The sequence below is a fragment of the Fibrobacter sp. UWB10 genome (genome assembly GCF_900182935.1).
GTDB classification, from domain to species: Bacteria; Fibrobacterota; Fibrobacteria; order Fibrobacterales; family Fibrobacteraceae; genus Fibrobacter; species Fibrobacter succinogenes_O.
This window is the reverse complement of sequence record NZ_FXUE01000003.1, coordinates 332,260-346,096: the sequence shown is the minus strand read 5'-3', so window position 1 is coordinate 346,096 and position 13,837 is coordinate 332,260. Positions and strand designations below refer to the sequence as shown.

Sequence of the window (13,837 nt, the reverse complement as noted above, 5' to 3'; positions counted from 1 at the left end):
TCTTTATTTTTCTTGTTTTTACCTTAAAAAAGTATCGCCTTCGTCTTGTACACAGCGAATACTCATAAAACCATACTTTCTTGCTGAACTTACTGTGAAATAATCAATGGCCAAATCAACTACTCCGCCATTACTCTCAGACTTTTCGTAGGGAATCCAAAAACTGGCACCTTTATTATAAGGGTATTCATCGCCTTCTGGCAGAACGGACATTCCATAAGGATTATTCCCGCTCTTCTTTTCCCATACGGCATGTGACAATAGAGAATAAGTCATATTTAGGCCGTTTGTGTAGGCAAAGTGTTTCCATTCGGTTTCCGTCATCACATGCCAACCCGTCGGGCATACCCCCTGAACTTTTTTGCTAAGGTCAATGTTGCACTTGGGGTTATCTGCAACACCAACGCTGTCACACACCTTGGGGAGTCCCATAGCCTCGCTCCAGGTGTAACGGGCACCAAAGTAGTTGTCGCAATACCAGGGGTCATCCTTGTAGCAGCGTTTTTCGACCTTGCTGTCATCAAATACTGTCGTGGTGCTGTCAATCATTATTTCTGCGTAATTCAGGTTCTGAGCCATTACGGTAAAACTGTCTATTACAGTTCCACCATTCTGCTGGAACTTTTCATAATATTTGGTAGTCTTGTAAACATTGTTATCACGCAAATCTTCGTACGTGCCGTACGCTTTAAACTCCGACCCAAATACGCTATCCATATTCGGGTAAACCTTGGGCTGTTCTATTACAATTTTCACAATTGAATCCGTTCTCCACATATCATTTTCGCAATGTTTGTAAAGAGTGCGCGTCTCTTCATACAAGGTATCAAGCATCCCTTCTTGACATCTGCGGTAAGTCTGGGAACTACTGCTACCCGACTTACCACTTGATGAAGAATTCTTCGAATCCGTCGATAAAGCAGAAGAACTAGAAGTCGTTTTCTTACTGCTAGACGACTTGTCTTTTTCCATATTTTCGTTACTAGACCCATTCGACTCCGCTGACGCTCCGCTCAGGGTGACACTCGAATCAGGCGACTCTACAGACGAACTGGAAACACCTGTTTCATCGGAACTAGCCGACGAAGAGTCATCGCAAGCCGAAAGCGCAAACATCGCAAACGCGACAGCACTCACCAGGCCAATTTTCTTAATCGTTTTCATTTCTTACTCCTGTTATTAAACTTTCTTTTTAGCTTTAACCGTTAAAGGTTCATTGTAAAGGGTTTTCAAGAATCCCTTATCGGCAAAACCATTTTTTTTCAATTTGTTAGTCATTTTCTTAATGTAAGTCGTCGCTTTTTCCGACAAGTCCTTTTCGGATTTAACTTCATGGAAAAGCCCCAGCTTAATCTGGGCAGGCAACTTATTTTGCATATCGAACAAGAAATCTGTTGGCTTGTCGATTTTTAATGTCACGCGAATCATAGAAATAAAGAACAGCGTGTAAGCATCGGGTTCGGTAATTTTATTCGAGTCTAAATCCACCAGATATTTTTCGATGGCATCTCTAAAGAAATTGTAGGAATATAGATTCCTCATCAGCATTTGGAAGAACCACAGAAAATTCATCTCCGAAAAACGCAAAAATGGGCAATCGGCATCCTTTTTCATTTCAAGATAGATGTGACCAGACTCATTGAATGCGCTAGACAAAGTTTCAGATATAACATCATATGGTGTATTGTATGCTGCCAAAAGGAAATTCGGCGCAAAAAACAGCTTCATCATTTTTTCAAACGTGTTACTGCATTCGAGATCCTTGAACGCCTTAATTTCATCAGGGCAATCTTTCAGACATCCGTAATAGAAATAATAGACATTTTGCCAATTCAGAGTCAGCATTTGCTTGTTGATAGGGAGAGTCTTTTCCAGAGCCTTCCTTCTAGCATACAGGAATTCCAAAATTGCACGGTGCTTGAACGAAAAACATCCATCATATACCGTCACAATGCCAGAATTATCCACTAAATGTCTATATAGCAGCTCAACAACCAATCCGGTGTTGCGCTCATTTACATATTTTACAAAGAACCCTTTCGCCTCATCTTCGCCTATTTGCGTAAGGGAGTTGTCGAACATGTATATCGCAATATCGGTCGCAATAGCATCGAGAGCTTCATACTGTTTTTGGGCTAGCAAGCCCTTTTCGACATCCCATCTTCCCAAAGACAACTCTACAAATTTCTGGAAAAGTTCGGGCAATGTAGATGGCAAATCTTTCACATCGTTTTTTAATATCTGAGCAAGTAGAATCGCCGTAATGGGGATTTTCGCAATATCCTTAAGCAAATCATTACTGCTTAAATCCGAGAACACCCTATTCGAAAGATTTTCTCTTTTGCAAACATTCAAAATGTAGCGGATTATTTCTGTTGTAGATAAAGGACGTATTTCCAATACACGACAGTCGCTCTTAAGTCTTTCTTCTTTTTGAAATAGCGGCGTTATGTTTCTAGTCGCCAGGACCGCATTCGCATTTTTCGATTCTATTTTTTGATAAAACTTGAATAACTTTTCAGCTTTTTCACGATCAGGAAAGTTTGCTTCGTCAACACCATCTATAAGGAACAGGTACTGGCCATCATCTTGCAGTTCATCCTGAACACTCTTTTCTATTTCATTGAGAACAACTTCGTCTGCATCGAGTCTATATTTGGTGCATAAATCCTGATATGTCAAATAAATCGGAATCAACGGGTGTTCATCATTCTTTTGGTCACACAAATCAAGGCCAATCTGATGGAGCATGCGAGTTTTGCCAGAACCAAATCCCCCCTCAAGCAGAATCATTTTCCTTTTTTTGGCGCACTCCAAGACATTTACCTTCTTCGGCGGGTCATTCTTCTGCTGGTTGCTATTGTATTCGGCCTTTCGTTCAACAACAGTTTGTCTTAAAGAGAATTCTCCTAAATTTTGGGCAAGGGAATTCCTTGACATCATATCCACAAAATACTGCCGTTTCGTCTGCAAGAAGGTATTTGTCGAATGATGCGGTTCCAACCAATCATCACCCATATACAAATCACTTAATCTAACTACTTCTTGATAATCCCAAAATTCAATATTCAAGTTATCGAATTTTTTATTTATATAATCTCTTGCATTCTTTGAGATGGTATTATTTGTAATTACCCAAAAACTACGGACAGAAAACTCTTCACCATTTTGATTTTTTCGGTCTGTTGTCGATTGAGAAATTTGTCGTTCAACAACATCAAGTGAGTTTGTGATAGAACCGGACTTAACAATTACAGCAACAGCATATTCCCTCTTAGTAACACTATTACGTGTCATAACTATAAAATCAGCACCTTGCTCATTATTTCCATGTGTATAATCGTAGGAATCAATAGCAGCCTCTTTTTGCATAGCCGCAAAAAGCCGGTCCCTTAGAAAAGGATGAAACTGTTCAACTTCTTTCTTCAAGGATTGGATATATTCTTGTTTCGTCATAAACAGCCTTTTATTTCCCCTCAGCATTTAAAGGATATTCCATTATAGCAGCAATCTTTCTTTTCAGGTTTTCATAGCGTTGCTTTCGATTAAATCGGCTATGAGTTCTCAGCTGTCGAAGAGCAAGTCCTTCCACCTTATTGCCCTTTCCATAGGCAACAGGACCATCAAACTGAGCGGCAGTCAGGTCAACAATTTTGCCATCAATAACATTGAAAAAATGCGCGCCCTTAGCACCGATTGACTCGTCGCCGACAATCTTGTAAATATCACCGCCAAACAAATCCTGCACGACACATGCCGTCGGCTCACATTGTCCCTTGCATGGGATATTCTTATTCCACGAACCAGGATAACAGGTGTCCTCGGCCCATACCCGATTCAGGACATCCTTCAATTGGTCCAGTTTAGCCGCATCCATAGAATAACAACTCCTACCGCAAAAAGCGATCCAATTAAACATAAAAATAATAAAGAAGTAATCTTTTCCAGCCTCAATCACCCCAAACGAGGGTAAAACACCCCCTTATTCACCCCACACCCCGCCCTGCAGTCCGATTTTTTTTGTATACCGCTGAAACGTGGGCGTATTATAACCGTATTCATTTTTCAATTAGCGTGACACACGTCACACAGCAAAGTTTTTTTGAATAAAGTTATTGGATTTTCATCAATAAAAAGACATTTTTAGACTATAAACTAAACTCAGCAACAAGGAGTATTTATGGCTGAAAAAGTAAGGATGGTTATTACACTTGATTCCGATTCAGATTCTTCAACAACGGATCAAAGGGAAGAAATACTCGCAAGACATGGCTTTTTTAAATTAACTCCAGAAAAGAAAATCCGTCTACCTGAATCAACCTATATAGGTTTAGTTTCTTCGACGGAAGCAGGAAAAAAGAAAGTTGATGCTATATGGAAAGAGCTAGAAGATTTCGGTCTCGAGCCCCGGAGAATTTTCGGGGCAAACATTGGAGAATGGCAAGTATATCGAAGTGAAAAAGACAAAGATTAGTTTTTTCTAAGGCCCTGCTATAGCAGGGTTCTTTTTTCTACCCCCTTGCCATCATACCTGTTTTTTTCTATTATGCGATAGGCTAGTGAGCTGATTGTAATACCACGAAATTGTGGAACAGGGCACACTCCATTAACAGAATCCTATACCTAAATTTATTAGAGAGGTAAAATATGTTTTATGGTATTGGAGCCGCATATTCTAGCGGCACAGAAGACCACACATCAACCTTCATCAGCAAAGGCATCGCTTGTATTGGCTGGGACAGCAAGGACGCTCCGGCGTTTCACGAAATGCTTCGCCAGATAAATATAGGGGATATCGTCTTCCTTAAGTCGTTCAGTCCCAAGGCAGGACTTTATATCAAGGCCATCGGCTTCGTAACATCTTCTAAGATACTGCAACCTAGCGAGACCGATAATCTTGGCTACGCAAGGGAAGTTGCCTGGAAATTTCACGCAACAAGGCAAAGTAACTGGCTATGGCTTGGCCGACTTCAGGACAAATACGATTTCATGCGCGGTGGCACCATGTACATCGAAATGAATCCCGATGTTCAGGCAAGAATCATCGCAGAACTATTGAAATAAAATATAGGGGCTAGTAAACTAGCCCCTAATCTGTCTTAAAAGGAATGGAAATGAAACATCATCCCTATTTCGAAAATTTGAACAGTTCTACAGCAATCACAGCCGTATTCTCCTGTCCTGGTCGGCTTGAAGAGAAAAAGGGACTGCCCTGTGCTGGTAAAACAGGCAAAGCGCTAGACTTTATTCTTAAACATTTACACTTTCAAGGATTTCGCCTCAAACGATCTTTAGTCGGAATAACCAACGCTTGGGATAAAATTGAATACAAACGCAAAACAGAGCGGAGTGAAGCAAGCAATGAAGAAATCGTAGATTCAAACAATATTGCACGCCTTAACAGGGATCTTTTAACAACAAAATATGCAATTGCATTCGGTCAAAAAGCTCTTTTAGCTCTTGAACTTGTCAAAAAGACGTACCGTCCCGATTTGATAATCATTAAATCAATTCACTTATCTCCCCGAAACATCAACTTCATGATAAAAACAGACATTGATGGTAATGAACTAAAAAAAGGCGAAAAAGGCAATACGGAAAAAAGATTGGCCGTAATTACAACAGAAATCAAAAAAAATTCTGGCAACCTATTTTCGTAACACAAATTCGTTTTACTATTATTACCACCCAAACACCCTAACCGACAGCCAATGACCGCAGAAAAACAGGAAAAGCCGCAGTTCGACCAGGGCGCCATCATCAAGGCGCTGCAGAACGCGTTGCGCACAACCAGTTCCAAGATCGGGCAGATGAACGAAGTCCTGGACATCGTGCGGGTTGTCGGCGAGGCGAAGACTTTCAAGACGGCGGCACTCGCACTCGCGGGCGAAATCGCCGACCGCCACCACGCCGAAAGGGTGAGCATCGGCATGGTCAAGCACGACTACGTGGTGCTCGCGGCCATAAGCCACACCGACCATTTCGAGGGCAAGATGCAGGTGGTGCGCGACCTGGAGTGCGCCATGGAAGAGGCCTACGAACAGGACGCCAGCATAGCCTACCCACCCCCAGACGGCGGCACCCCGCTCGCCACCCGAATCCACGAGTACTACAGCAAGACTTACGGCGTGGGGCAAATGCTCTCGGTCCCGGTAAGGCGGGGCGAAGAGACCATCGCGGTAATCACCTGCGAACGCGGGGCGCACCCCTTCGACGACGAGGAGTCCGCCCAGATCCACCTGGTCGCAACGCTCACTAGCGCAAGGATAGACGAACTCTACCGCAAGAGCGGCTGGTTCGGCAAGAGGCTCGCCCGTGCCGCGCGGGAGGGGTTCGCCAAGCTGCTGGGCCACGAACACACCTGGGCAAAACTGCTGGGAATCCTGCTTACGGCGTTCGTGCTTTTCGCGGCACTGGTGCCCATCCCCTACAGGGTAAGCGCCCCGGCCATGCTCAAGACCGACCACATCACCTACCTGAGCGCCCCCTTCGACGGGTTCATCCAGAGCGTGAAGGTGAAGCCGGGCGACATCGTGTACAAGGGCGACGAACTCTTGCGACTCGACCAGAAGGAACTCAAGCTAGAAGAGGCCGACCTAATGGCCCAGGAACAGGACAACCGCCGCGAAATACAGAAGGCCCAGGCGAACAGGCAGCTGGCCGACCTGCGCATACAGCAGGCCAAGCTCTCGCAGACACTGGCGAAATTAAAGACGGTGCGCTACAAGCTCTCTCGCTCGGTGGTGCGCTGCGAATCGGACAGCGCGGTGGTCATCGAGGGCGACCTGCAAAAGCGCGTGGGGTCGCATGTGAACCAGGGCGGCGAGCTGTTCCAGCTGGCATCCATCGAAGAAATCTACATGGAGGCCGACGTAAGCGAACTCGAAGTGAACAACGTGCGGCTTGGCGGCGAGGGCTTCATGGCCATCAAGAGCCGTCCCGATTACGTGTACAGGTTCCGCACCACGCTCATGAACCCGACGGCAAGTGTCAAGGACCAGGAGAACACCTTCGCCGTGCGCGGCGAGTTCGTGCGGGCGACTCCCCCGTGGTTCCGCCCAGGCATGACAGGTATCGCGAAGATTTTCGCCGGAGAACGCACACTCTGGTGGATTCTCTCGCACCAGGCAATCGACTACTTGCGCCTGAAACTCTGGTGGTAAAAGGGGGCAAAAGCCCCGAAAAGCAGCCCAAAAGTGTGGTTGGAGGTCCTGCAAATGTCCAAGTGCCATTGTCACTTTGTATAAGCAGCTTCCGCAAATGCTCAAACAAGAATTTCACATTGTAAATGCAGCTCCAGCAAATGCCCCAGCACCATCACCTAAGCGGTGAAGGTGCTCCAGCAAATGCTCAAGTGCCTTTACACAAGTGGTGTTGCCCCTCGGACGTTTGCCCGAGCCCCTTTACACAAGAATGCAACACGCCCCGGCAAAAGTCCAAGCACCTTCTTCACCTTGTAAAAGCATCTCCCGCAAAAGTTCAAGCGCCTTTGCACAAGTGGAAAAAGCGCTTATGCAATTGTCCGAAGACCTTTGCACAAGTGGTGAAACCACTCGCGCAAAAGCCCAAGCAACTTCATCACCGTGGTAATGCCACTCCTGCAAACGCTCTAGCATGAACCTCACTTTGTAAATGCTGCTCCTGCAAATGCCCCAGCACCATCACCTAAGCGGTGAAGGTGCTCGGCCAAATGTTCAGGCTTCTTCGTATAAGTGTAAAAGACACTCCGGCAAAAGACCGGGCCGTTTTGCACAAGTGACAAAACCGCCCGGACATTTGCCCCCGCAGCTCAACACAAGTGACATTGTAACAAAAGCAAAAGTTCAGGCAACACCCCCACTATGTAAAAGCCGCTCCCGCAAATGCGGAAGCGGCTTTACACAATTGTAGGTGGTTTTTAGGCAAAAATGAGGTTAAACACACCCAGATTTTCAATTACGATTTTTCTCAACATTTTCCGTCCAGATTAAAAAGCGAAGTGGATAATACTCTTCCAACAAAGCGTTTCGTTCAAACAGGTTTTCTGTACGCTGTATAATCTTTGAACGGTAAGCAAGCGCTTCCTTTCGATCAAAATAATCCTTCAAATATTTTTCAAGCCCAGTCAGAATATACCTCTTTTTACCATTGAATATACCTTTTTTACAGGAATCGTGCAAGCGAGCATTTAGTCAGACCCCTAAGGCTATTGACTAAGCCCGCCAATTAAATTACATTTCAAATATGGTCAATTCTAAGGCAATCCTGTCAAATGACGGATGTTACATATCCTTCTCCTTTAACGGACGGACTATACGGTTCAAGGGGCCGTATAGCCTTGTCAAGATTGCAAAGGTGAAGGAATGGGACAACGGCTACCTGGTGGTCGATGCCGTATATAGCCAGAACAAGGACAAACTCGTCGAGGACTATATCGACCTGGTCCCCATCCTTGAAGACCTTTACATCGACCCGAAAATTTTCTTGCAACCGATAACATCTGTCGAGGTGGACAATGTCCGAGCAACAGCTTAATGAAATCGCCAACTACAGTTTCACCGTTACAGACAACGGCGATGTCAAGATGTATATTATCTAAGAAATGGACAAGAAACTGATCAGATATACCGTTGCATGCGTCAACGAGTTCGCCGCAAACAAGAGCCTCACCGAAAAGCAGGCTTTTGATTATCTATGCAATCACGGAGCGATGGATTTCCTTGTCGAATTCTACGATGTGGAGCATACACTCTCATTTGAAGACGCCATCAACGACCTGACGCTAGTCAGCCAACAGAACGGAGGGAAGATACAGTGATTCTCTTCCTCTCAGAAAAAGCGATTGCGTTGTTGAAAAAGAAGGAGTCGGCCTATGTCTAAGCCAAAAATGCTTGCTGAACTCATAACGGGAGACATCATCTCGTATGTGATGGAAGACCAGAAACTCTCTCTCATCGAGGCTATGCGTAGGTTCTACGCTTCTGAAACATTCGCCAAGTTGGTTGACCCGGAAACCGGGCTTTATCTCGAAAGTTCTCCCTATGTCTACGACATATTCAAGGCGGAACAGGAAAACGGGAAACTGACTCAACTCGAAGTCTAGCCTAAGCAGGCTCCTTACGCGGCCAGCCTTTTCAACCTATACTCTACCGGGCTCAGGTACCCGAGCGTGCTATCCGACACCTTTTCCGACATTCTTTCCGAAATTGCCCTAGCGGACAATGACGGATTCGCAGAGATTATCTCCAAGATGGCTTAACCTCCCATATCAACAAGTATCTGCACCAAGACCTTATAGTCCAGATACTGGATTCCATCTTTCCCTTGATGGATTTTGTCAGCCAGTTCGCTGTTATAATACATATCCATCGCCTGTTCTAGCGAACAGTTCTTCACCTGCGCAAGATGCGCAATAATGCGCTCTTCTAAGCGTTCCTGATAGACTTTTTCCAGAACATCTTCGTCTACCATTTTACACCTCTTCGCAACCCTTGTATTTCAGGACCGCATCAATAGCCTTTTGCGTGATAAAGGCGATCTGGTCGTAAGTCGGATAAGCCTTTATTTCCTTCAATGCCCGCGGCATATCCCAGATACCGGAGTGATACATATCCACTACACGGAAAACCTTGTCATTTGCGACCTTGCCCATAATTACATCGTATTGGGCATATTCCAAGGAACCATCGCGACATTTGCACACGAAATCAATCCATTCCTCTAAATCATCGGGGAACGTCTTAACGGAGAGTGCGGCAGGGACATCGTCCATGTCATAGACATTCAATATCGGCTTCAGGTTCCCATCCTTTAGAATATCGATTTTCCTGTGCGCCCAACGGACAGCCTGTTCACGCACCGTCGTGACATAGAATCCCTTTCCGAAATCAAGCGGTCGAAAAGAATGCTCAACATCCGGCTTGTCAACAACAACGTTCGAACCATGATAGACGATCATATGGCCACCTTACGGACGTTCAGATATTCTTCAATATCGCTGACGACGAAATCAGTGCTCTGCGTATGCAAAATTTCGTAATTGGGAACAAGGAATTTCTGAATACAGCCTGATTCAGCCAGCTTTCGATACACAAAAGACGGCAAACGATTCCACTTGTTTGCGCAAGCGTGAATCATATACACGACAAATTCAAAAGATTCCTGAACCATGGTCTAATCCTAATTGTTTTTCGCAGTCCAATTATAAAAAAAGGGTGCGGGGCATTGCCCCGCTATTTTCATTGCTTAGGAGTTCCTTCGACTTCGTTTCCTTCGGCGGTTCGGCAAGCTCACCGACCTTAGGAAACTTCGCTCAGGATGACACTTTGTCCTACGACACCAACATCATCGAGAACACCATGACGAACAGTGCGACGGTTTCGCCGACGCCCAAGACCATCAGGTAGTTCACCAGGCCCTTGCCAGTTTCGCCGAGGGCGTTGCAGGCGTCCGCAGCGGACTTGCCCACGTACCAGGCGCTGGCCATCATGCCGATGCCACCGAAGATGCCGACACCCAGGTATGCAGCCCAGTTGGCCGGGGCCGCCTGGGACTTGTTCAGGATGTACATCATCAGCAACATGCCGTAGATTGTCTGCGCAATCGGCGCGCCCACGAAGATGAGCAGCGTAAACAGCGCGTTCTTACCCTTGAGATACGCCTTCTTCCAGGCCCCGATGGCCGCCATGCCGGCAGTCCCGCAGCCCAGCGCAGAACCCACCGCGGCAAGGCCCAGGGCCGCCACCGCGCCGAGTTTCGCGAGCGTTAAAAGTTGAGCTTGATCCATACGTGTTACCTCGCTGGATTAAAGCACCATCATGGAGAACACGAGAACGAACAGGGCCACGGTTTCCACGATACCGAGCACCATCAAGTAGTTCACCATGCCCTTGCCGGTTTCACCGAGAGCATCGCAAGCCACAGCAGCGGACTTGCCCTGATACCAGGCAGAAGCCATCATGCCGAGACCGCCGAAGATACCGGCGCCGAGGCAGCCGCCCCAGTTGGTAAAGCCGTTTTCGGCTGCCTTGCTCAAGATGAAGTTCATGAGCAACATGCCGTAAATCGTCTGGGAAATCGGGGCACCCACGAACACCAAGAGTGTGAAGAGAGCAGACTTGCCCTGGGCATAAGCCTTCTTCCACATCGTGATGGCGGACATACCGGCCGTTCCGCAACCAAGGGCAGAGCCCATAGCCGCAATGCCAAGCGCAGCTGCAGCACCCATTTTAGCGAGAGTCACCATTGTATTCGGTTCCATTGTTTTTTCCTCATTAAGTAGCGGGAATCATCCCTTGGTTTAATTTTTCTGCTTGGCGAAGGGCGCGAACGCGAATCCGCTCCATTCCTGGCCAAGTCCATTTGAAAATTCGAGTGTATTCAGACGTACCGCGTGGACCGCGACGCCCATGACCGCAAGCGCGATGTTCAGGCCATGCACGAAGAGCAGCAGGAAGGCTGCACCGGCGATACCGACAGCGGAGCCGAACAGCGGCGAAAGCATGTCGTTGAACGCTTCGGCAATGGCCGCACCGGACATGCCCACAGCGAACAGACGGATGTAACTGATCACGTCGGTAAAGCTGTTCACCACGTCAAGCACAAGCATCGGGATGCTGATGAAGTCCTGTTTGAGGCGCTTCGGCGGAACGGTAAAGAGCACCAGGAGAACGGCTTCCACGATGAACATCGGGATGACGAACTTCGGCATATCGATACCGAGCACCATCTGGCACGCAAGGAAGAACATCACCCAACAGCCGATAAGCCAGCCCACCTGCGCCATGAACGTAGAGTCCTTGCGCTTGATGCGCACGCACACGTTCCAGATATGAGCGATACTCAGGTGGACCACGGCGATGCAGAAGCAGAACAGCTGGATATGCTGCATCTGGGAGGCACCTGCTGCCTTCGGCACGAAGCTATCGGGCAGGATCGTGATCGACTGGGCAAAGGCCTTGTAGGCTTCGAACTTCGCAGGGTCAGTCGGGGCACTAGTGCGGATCCAGAGCATCGCGTTCTTCAGCGGTTCAGGCAACCAGCCGTAGTTGGTGATGTCCAGGTAATACGTCCACCCCGCAAGCGCCGGAGAAAGTCCGAGGAAACTTGCGTTGATGACACCCCACACGATGGTGGCGATGCTCATGAGGTAGATAAAGTGGAAACCAGCAGGGTTTGCCTTCGGCATCTTGGAGCGGGCAAAGAGTGCCAGACCGAGGAACAACAGGCCGTAAGCCGAGTCGCCCACAATCATCGCAAAGAAGATGCTGAAGAAGCAAAGGAACACGGCCGACACGTCCACTTCCTTGTACCCCGGCGAAATGCCGATGATGTCGTACAGGAACTGCATGGGACGGCTGAGCTTGCTGTAGGTCAACAGCGTCGGGATATCGTCGTCCTCGGCGGGGTCGTCCACCAGGAGGCCCCAGCCGTGTTCGCGGGCGGCCTTCTCGAGTTCGCCGACACGCGGAGCCGGGCAGAAGCCCTGCACGGCAGCGACGTTCTTGTCGCCCACCATCGAGGCTTCGGCTTCGACCATGCGGTAGTCGTCACCCACTTCGAGGAGTTTGTCTTCGATAGATTCCCTGACGCCCGAAAGTTCACCCAGGCGTTTTTCAACGCGGGCAAGCGTTTCCTTGGCTTTCGCTTCCATTTCGCGGTATTCGGCAAGCGATTTTTGCGGCATCGTGAGTTCGGTGAAGTTACCCTTCACGGCGACAGGGGCTTCTCCCCTGCTCACGACAGCTACATACTTGCCGTTTTCATCCTGACCGAATTCTTCGATGGAACCTTCGCCATCGAGTTCGAACGGGATTTTACCGTCATGGAGCTGGTACAGTTTGACATAGATACCCTTCGCCGCGAGTGCTGCTGCCGTTGCGGGGTCCAGGTTCTTGAACATGGAAAGTTTAGTGAGTTCCTCTTCGGCCTGTTCCTTGTCGATTTCCGCTTGCTTGCTTTCGGCAACCAGGTTCTGGATTTCATCGATAAGGCTTGCTGCCGGAGCGGCTTCCTTCACGGGAGTCACACCCTTCGGGGCCTTTTCGGGCACCACTTCCAAGGCCTTCTGTACGCGGTTCATTTCGCCGCGGGCCTTGTTCAGCTTGGCGCCTGCTGCCGCCTGCAAGGGCGTGAGGTGCAAAATTTCAAGCGTACGGAGCGCCTGGAGCGTCTCTTCAACTGCACTTGCAACCGTCAGCACCGTCACTTTCTTCATAGGAGTAATCATGCGGCGGCCTCCTTCGCGAGTGCATCCTGGGCAGCGGTACGGGCGGTAGCCTTACCCTTAGCAAGCTTGCTGCGGGCAACGCCACTGGTCTGCTGGTCGCCCAGGAAGATGTTGATGACGCGGATATTTTCCTTCGCCTCGGGAATCTTCACCTTTTCGAACAGGTTCACGCGCTGGCTCGTGGTACGCAGTTCCTTAGAAAGAAGCTCGTACTGCTTTTCGAGCACGCGGCGTTCCAGACGCAGCGAAATCAGGCCCTGAAGGCTTCTGATACCGTCGTCTAGCCACACGGGCGTGGTGAAGAAATCCGGAATGGCGATATTAAAGTCTACCCCGTCATATGTCGGAATCTTCACGCCGGCGATGTTACCTTCGCCCTGGCGCACTTCCTTCACCGACAGGTACTTTGACCATTCGATGGGTTCGGCAAACAGCGAAATCCAGGAAGCCATGCTCTTGCGGAGCTTGTCCTCCTCTTCTCGCTTAGCCATCACCCTCTCCTGGAGCGTGCGCATTTCCATCTGCAGCTGCTGCTTTTTCAAGAGCAACGTCGGCAGATAGCGCTGGAAGCGCTTCAATGCGTCGCGTTCCGCCTTGAGGGCGTTTTTAGTTAACTTGACCTTCGCCATA

General features: G+C 48.2%; 17 protein-coding genes. 7 read left to right on the top strand and 10 right to left on the bottom strand.

Annotated elements, in window-relative coordinates; translation table 11 throughout:
• Nucleotides 1-18: 18 nt before the first annotated feature.
• Genes QOL41_RS10295 through QOL41_RS10285 form a run of 3 tightly spaced genes read right to left on the bottom strand, consistent with a single transcriptional unit; the run spans nucleotide 19 to nucleotide 3,877 of the window.
• A complete protein-coding gene (locus QOL41_RS10295) occupies nucleotides 19-1,164 on the bottom strand; it encodes an FISUMP domain-containing protein (protein WP_283429680.1) in 1,146 nt (381 codons plus the stop codon).
• Nucleotides 1,165-1,179: 15 nt separating this feature from the next.
• Nucleotides 1,180-3,456 (bottom strand): NACHT domain-containing protein, encoded by a 2,277-nt coding sequence (locus QOL41_RS10290; RefSeq protein WP_283429679.1) that lies wholly within the window; start codon nucleotides 3,454-3,456, stop codon nucleotides 1,180-1,182.
• Nucleotides 3,457-3,466: 10 nt separating this feature from the next.
• Nucleotides 3,467-3,877: a YunG family protein gene (locus QOL41_RS10285; RefSeq protein ID WP_283429678.1), complete on the bottom strand. Its 411-nt coding sequence runs from the start codon at nucleotides 3,875-3,877 to the stop codon at nucleotides 3,467-3,469.
• A gap of 303 nt (nucleotides 3,878-4,180) precedes the next feature.
• Here QOL41_RS10285 and QOL41_RS10280 point away from each other — a divergent pair, with 303 nt between their 5' ends.
• From QOL41_RS10280 to QOL41_RS10250, 7 genes are all read left to right on the top strand, one after another.
• Nucleotides 4,181-4,474 carry a hypothetical protein gene (locus tag QOL41_RS10280; protein ID WP_283429677.1) on the top strand — a complete coding sequence of 98 codons (294 nt, stop codon included), beginning with the start codon at nucleotides 4,181-4,183 and terminating at the stop codon, nucleotides 4,472-4,474.
• Between the two features lie 173 nt (nucleotides 4,475-4,647).
• Complete coding sequence (locus QOL41_RS10275; protein WP_283429676.1) at nucleotides 4,648-5,064, top strand: hypothetical protein; 417 nt, start codon at nucleotides 4,648-4,650, stop codon at nucleotides 5,062-5,064.
• Nucleotides 5,065-5,108: 44 nt separating this feature from the next.
• Nucleotides 5,109-5,660 (top strand): uracil-DNA glycosylase family protein, encoded by a 552-nt coding sequence (locus tag QOL41_RS10270; protein ID WP_283429675.1) that lies wholly within the window; start codon nucleotides 5,109-5,111, stop codon nucleotides 5,658-5,660.
• Between the two features lie 51 nt (nucleotides 5,661-5,711).
• Nucleotides 5,712-7,163 (top strand): GAF domain-containing protein, encoded by a 1,452-nt coding sequence (locus QOL41_RS10265; RefSeq protein ID WP_283429674.1) that lies wholly within the window; start codon nucleotides 5,712-5,714, stop codon nucleotides 7,161-7,163.
• A gap of 1,060 nt (nucleotides 7,164-8,223) precedes the next feature.
• A complete protein-coding gene (locus QOL41_RS10260; protein WP_072813196.1) occupies nucleotides 8,224-8,514 on the top strand; it encodes a DUF7724 family protein in 291 nt (96 codons plus the stop codon).
• Nucleotides 8,515-8,581: 67 nt separating this feature from the next.
• The gene (locus tag QOL41_RS10255) at nucleotides 8,582-8,797 is read left to right on the top strand and encodes a DUF3791 domain-containing protein (protein ID WP_072801212.1); all 216 of its coding nucleotides are present in this window, start codon (nucleotides 8,582-8,584) and stop codon (nucleotides 8,795-8,797) included.
• Nucleotides 8,798-8,851: 54 nt separating this feature from the next.
• On the top strand, nucleotides 8,852-9,082 hold the full coding sequence (locus tag QOL41_RS10250) for a hypothetical protein (protein WP_072801211.1): 231 nt from the start codon (nucleotides 8,852-8,854) through the stop codon (nucleotides 9,080-9,082).
• 152 nt (nucleotides 9,083-9,234) lie between these two features.
• On the opposite strand, the gene QOL41_RS10245 is transcribed toward QOL41_RS10250, so the two are convergent.
• The 7 genes from QOL41_RS10245 to QOL41_RS10215 form a co-directional block, all read right to left on the bottom strand.
• Entirely contained in the window at nucleotides 9,235-9,450 is a 216-nt protein-coding gene (locus tag QOL41_RS10245; RefSeq protein ID WP_073054022.1) for a hypothetical protein, read from the bottom strand.
• A 1-nt stretch (nucleotide 9,451) separates the two neighbouring features.
• Complete coding sequence (locus tag QOL41_RS10240; protein ID WP_073054020.1) at nucleotides 9,452-9,937, bottom strand: DUF3990 domain-containing protein; 486 nt, start codon at nucleotides 9,935-9,937, stop codon at nucleotides 9,452-9,454.
• Entirely contained in the window at nucleotides 9,934-10,149 is a 216-nt protein-coding gene (locus QOL41_RS10235; protein ID WP_073116476.1) for a DUF3791 domain-containing protein, read from the bottom strand. The genes QOL41_RS10240 and QOL41_RS10235 overlap by 4 nt, the downstream gene beginning before the upstream one ends.
• Nucleotides 10,150-10,309: 160 nt before the next feature.
• Nucleotides 10,310-10,765, bottom strand: coding sequence for an ATP synthase subunit C-like protein (locus QOL41_RS10230; RefSeq protein WP_072799628.1), 456 nt, complete (start codon nucleotides 10,763-10,765; stop codon nucleotides 10,310-10,312).
• Between the two features lie 18 nt (nucleotides 10,766-10,783).
• Nucleotides 10,784-11,239, bottom strand: coding sequence for an ATP synthase subunit C-like protein (locus tag QOL41_RS10225; protein WP_088627882.1), 456 nt, complete (start codon nucleotides 11,237-11,239; stop codon nucleotides 10,784-10,786).
• 39 nt (nucleotides 11,240-11,278) lie between these two features.
• Nucleotides 11,279-13,207, bottom strand: a complete 1,929-nt coding sequence (locus QOL41_RS10220) for a V-type ATP synthase subunit I (RefSeq protein WP_283429673.1) — start codon at nucleotides 13,205-13,207, stop codon at nucleotides 11,279-11,281.
• Nucleotides 13,204-13,836 (bottom strand): V-type ATP synthase subunit D, encoded by a 633-nt coding sequence (locus QOL41_RS10215; protein ID WP_088627880.1) that lies wholly within the window; start codon nucleotides 13,834-13,836, stop codon nucleotides 13,204-13,206. The genes QOL41_RS10220 and QOL41_RS10215 overlap by 4 nt, the downstream gene beginning before the upstream one ends.
• Nucleotide 13,837 lies beyond the last annotated feature (1 nt).

Excerpts from the sequence above, each read along its gene's own strand:
- QOL41_RS10285 (WP_283429678.1), bottom strand. The coding sequence starts at position 3,877 with ATGGATGCGGCTAAACTGGACCAATTGAAGGATGTCCTGAATCGGGTA.
- QOL41_RS10220 (WP_283429673.1), bottom strand. The coding sequence starts at position 13,207 with ATGATTACTCCTATGAAGAAAGTGACGGTGCTGACGGTTGCAAGTGCA.
- QOL41_RS10295 (WP_283429680.1), bottom strand. The coding sequence starts at position 1,164 with ATGAAAACGATTAAGAAAATTGGCCTGGTGAGTGCTGTCGCGTTTGCG.
- QOL41_RS10230 (WP_072799628.1), bottom strand. The coding sequence starts at position 10,765 with ATGGATCAAGCTCAACTTTTAACGCTCGCGAAACTCGGCGCGGTGGCG.
- QOL41_RS10275 (WP_283429676.1), top strand. The coding sequence starts at position 4,648 with ATGTTTTATGGTATTGGAGCCGCATATTCTAGCGGCACAGAAGACCAC.
- QOL41_RS10235 (WP_073116476.1), bottom strand. The coding sequence starts at position 10,149 with ATGGTTCAGGAATCTTTTGAATTTGTCGTGTATATGATTCACGCTTGC.
- QOL41_RS10245 (WP_073054022.1), bottom strand. The coding sequence starts at position 9,450 with ATGGTAGACGAAGATGTTCTGGAAAAAGTCTATCAGGAACGCTTAGAA.
- QOL41_RS10215 (WP_088627880.1), bottom strand. The coding sequence starts at position 13,836 with ATGGCGAAGGTCAAGTTAACTAAAAACGCCCTCAAGGCGGAACGCGAC.
- QOL41_RS10255 (WP_072801212.1), top strand. The coding sequence starts at position 8,582 with ATGGACAAGAAACTGATCAGATATACCGTTGCATGCGTCAACGAGTTC.
- QOL41_RS10240 (WP_073054020.1), bottom strand. The coding sequence starts at position 9,937 with ATGATCGTCTATCATGGTTCGAACGTTGTTGTTGACAAGCCGGATGTT.
- QOL41_RS10290 (WP_283429679.1), bottom strand. The coding sequence starts at position 3,456 with ATGACGAAACAAGAATATATCCAATCCTTGAAGAAAGAAGTTGAACAG.
- QOL41_RS10260 (WP_072813196.1), top strand. The coding sequence starts at position 8,224 with ATGGTCAATTCTAAGGCAATCCTGTCAAATGACGGATGTTACATATCC.
- QOL41_RS10225 (WP_088627882.1), bottom strand. The coding sequence starts at position 11,239 with ATGGAACCGAATACAATGGTGACTCTCGCTAAAATGGGTGCTGCAGCT.
- QOL41_RS10250 (WP_072801211.1), top strand. The coding sequence starts at position 8,852 with ATGTCTAAGCCAAAAATGCTTGCTGAACTCATAACGGGAGACATCATC.
- QOL41_RS10270 (WP_283429675.1), top strand. The coding sequence starts at position 5,109 with ATGGAAATGAAACATCATCCCTATTTCGAAAATTTGAACAGTTCTACA.
- QOL41_RS10265 (WP_283429674.1), top strand. The coding sequence starts at position 5,712 with ATGACCGCAGAAAAACAGGAAAAGCCGCAGTTCGACCAGGGCGCCATC.
- QOL41_RS10280 (WP_283429677.1), top strand. The coding sequence starts at position 4,181 with ATGGCTGAAAAAGTAAGGATGGTTATTACACTTGATTCCGATTCAGAT.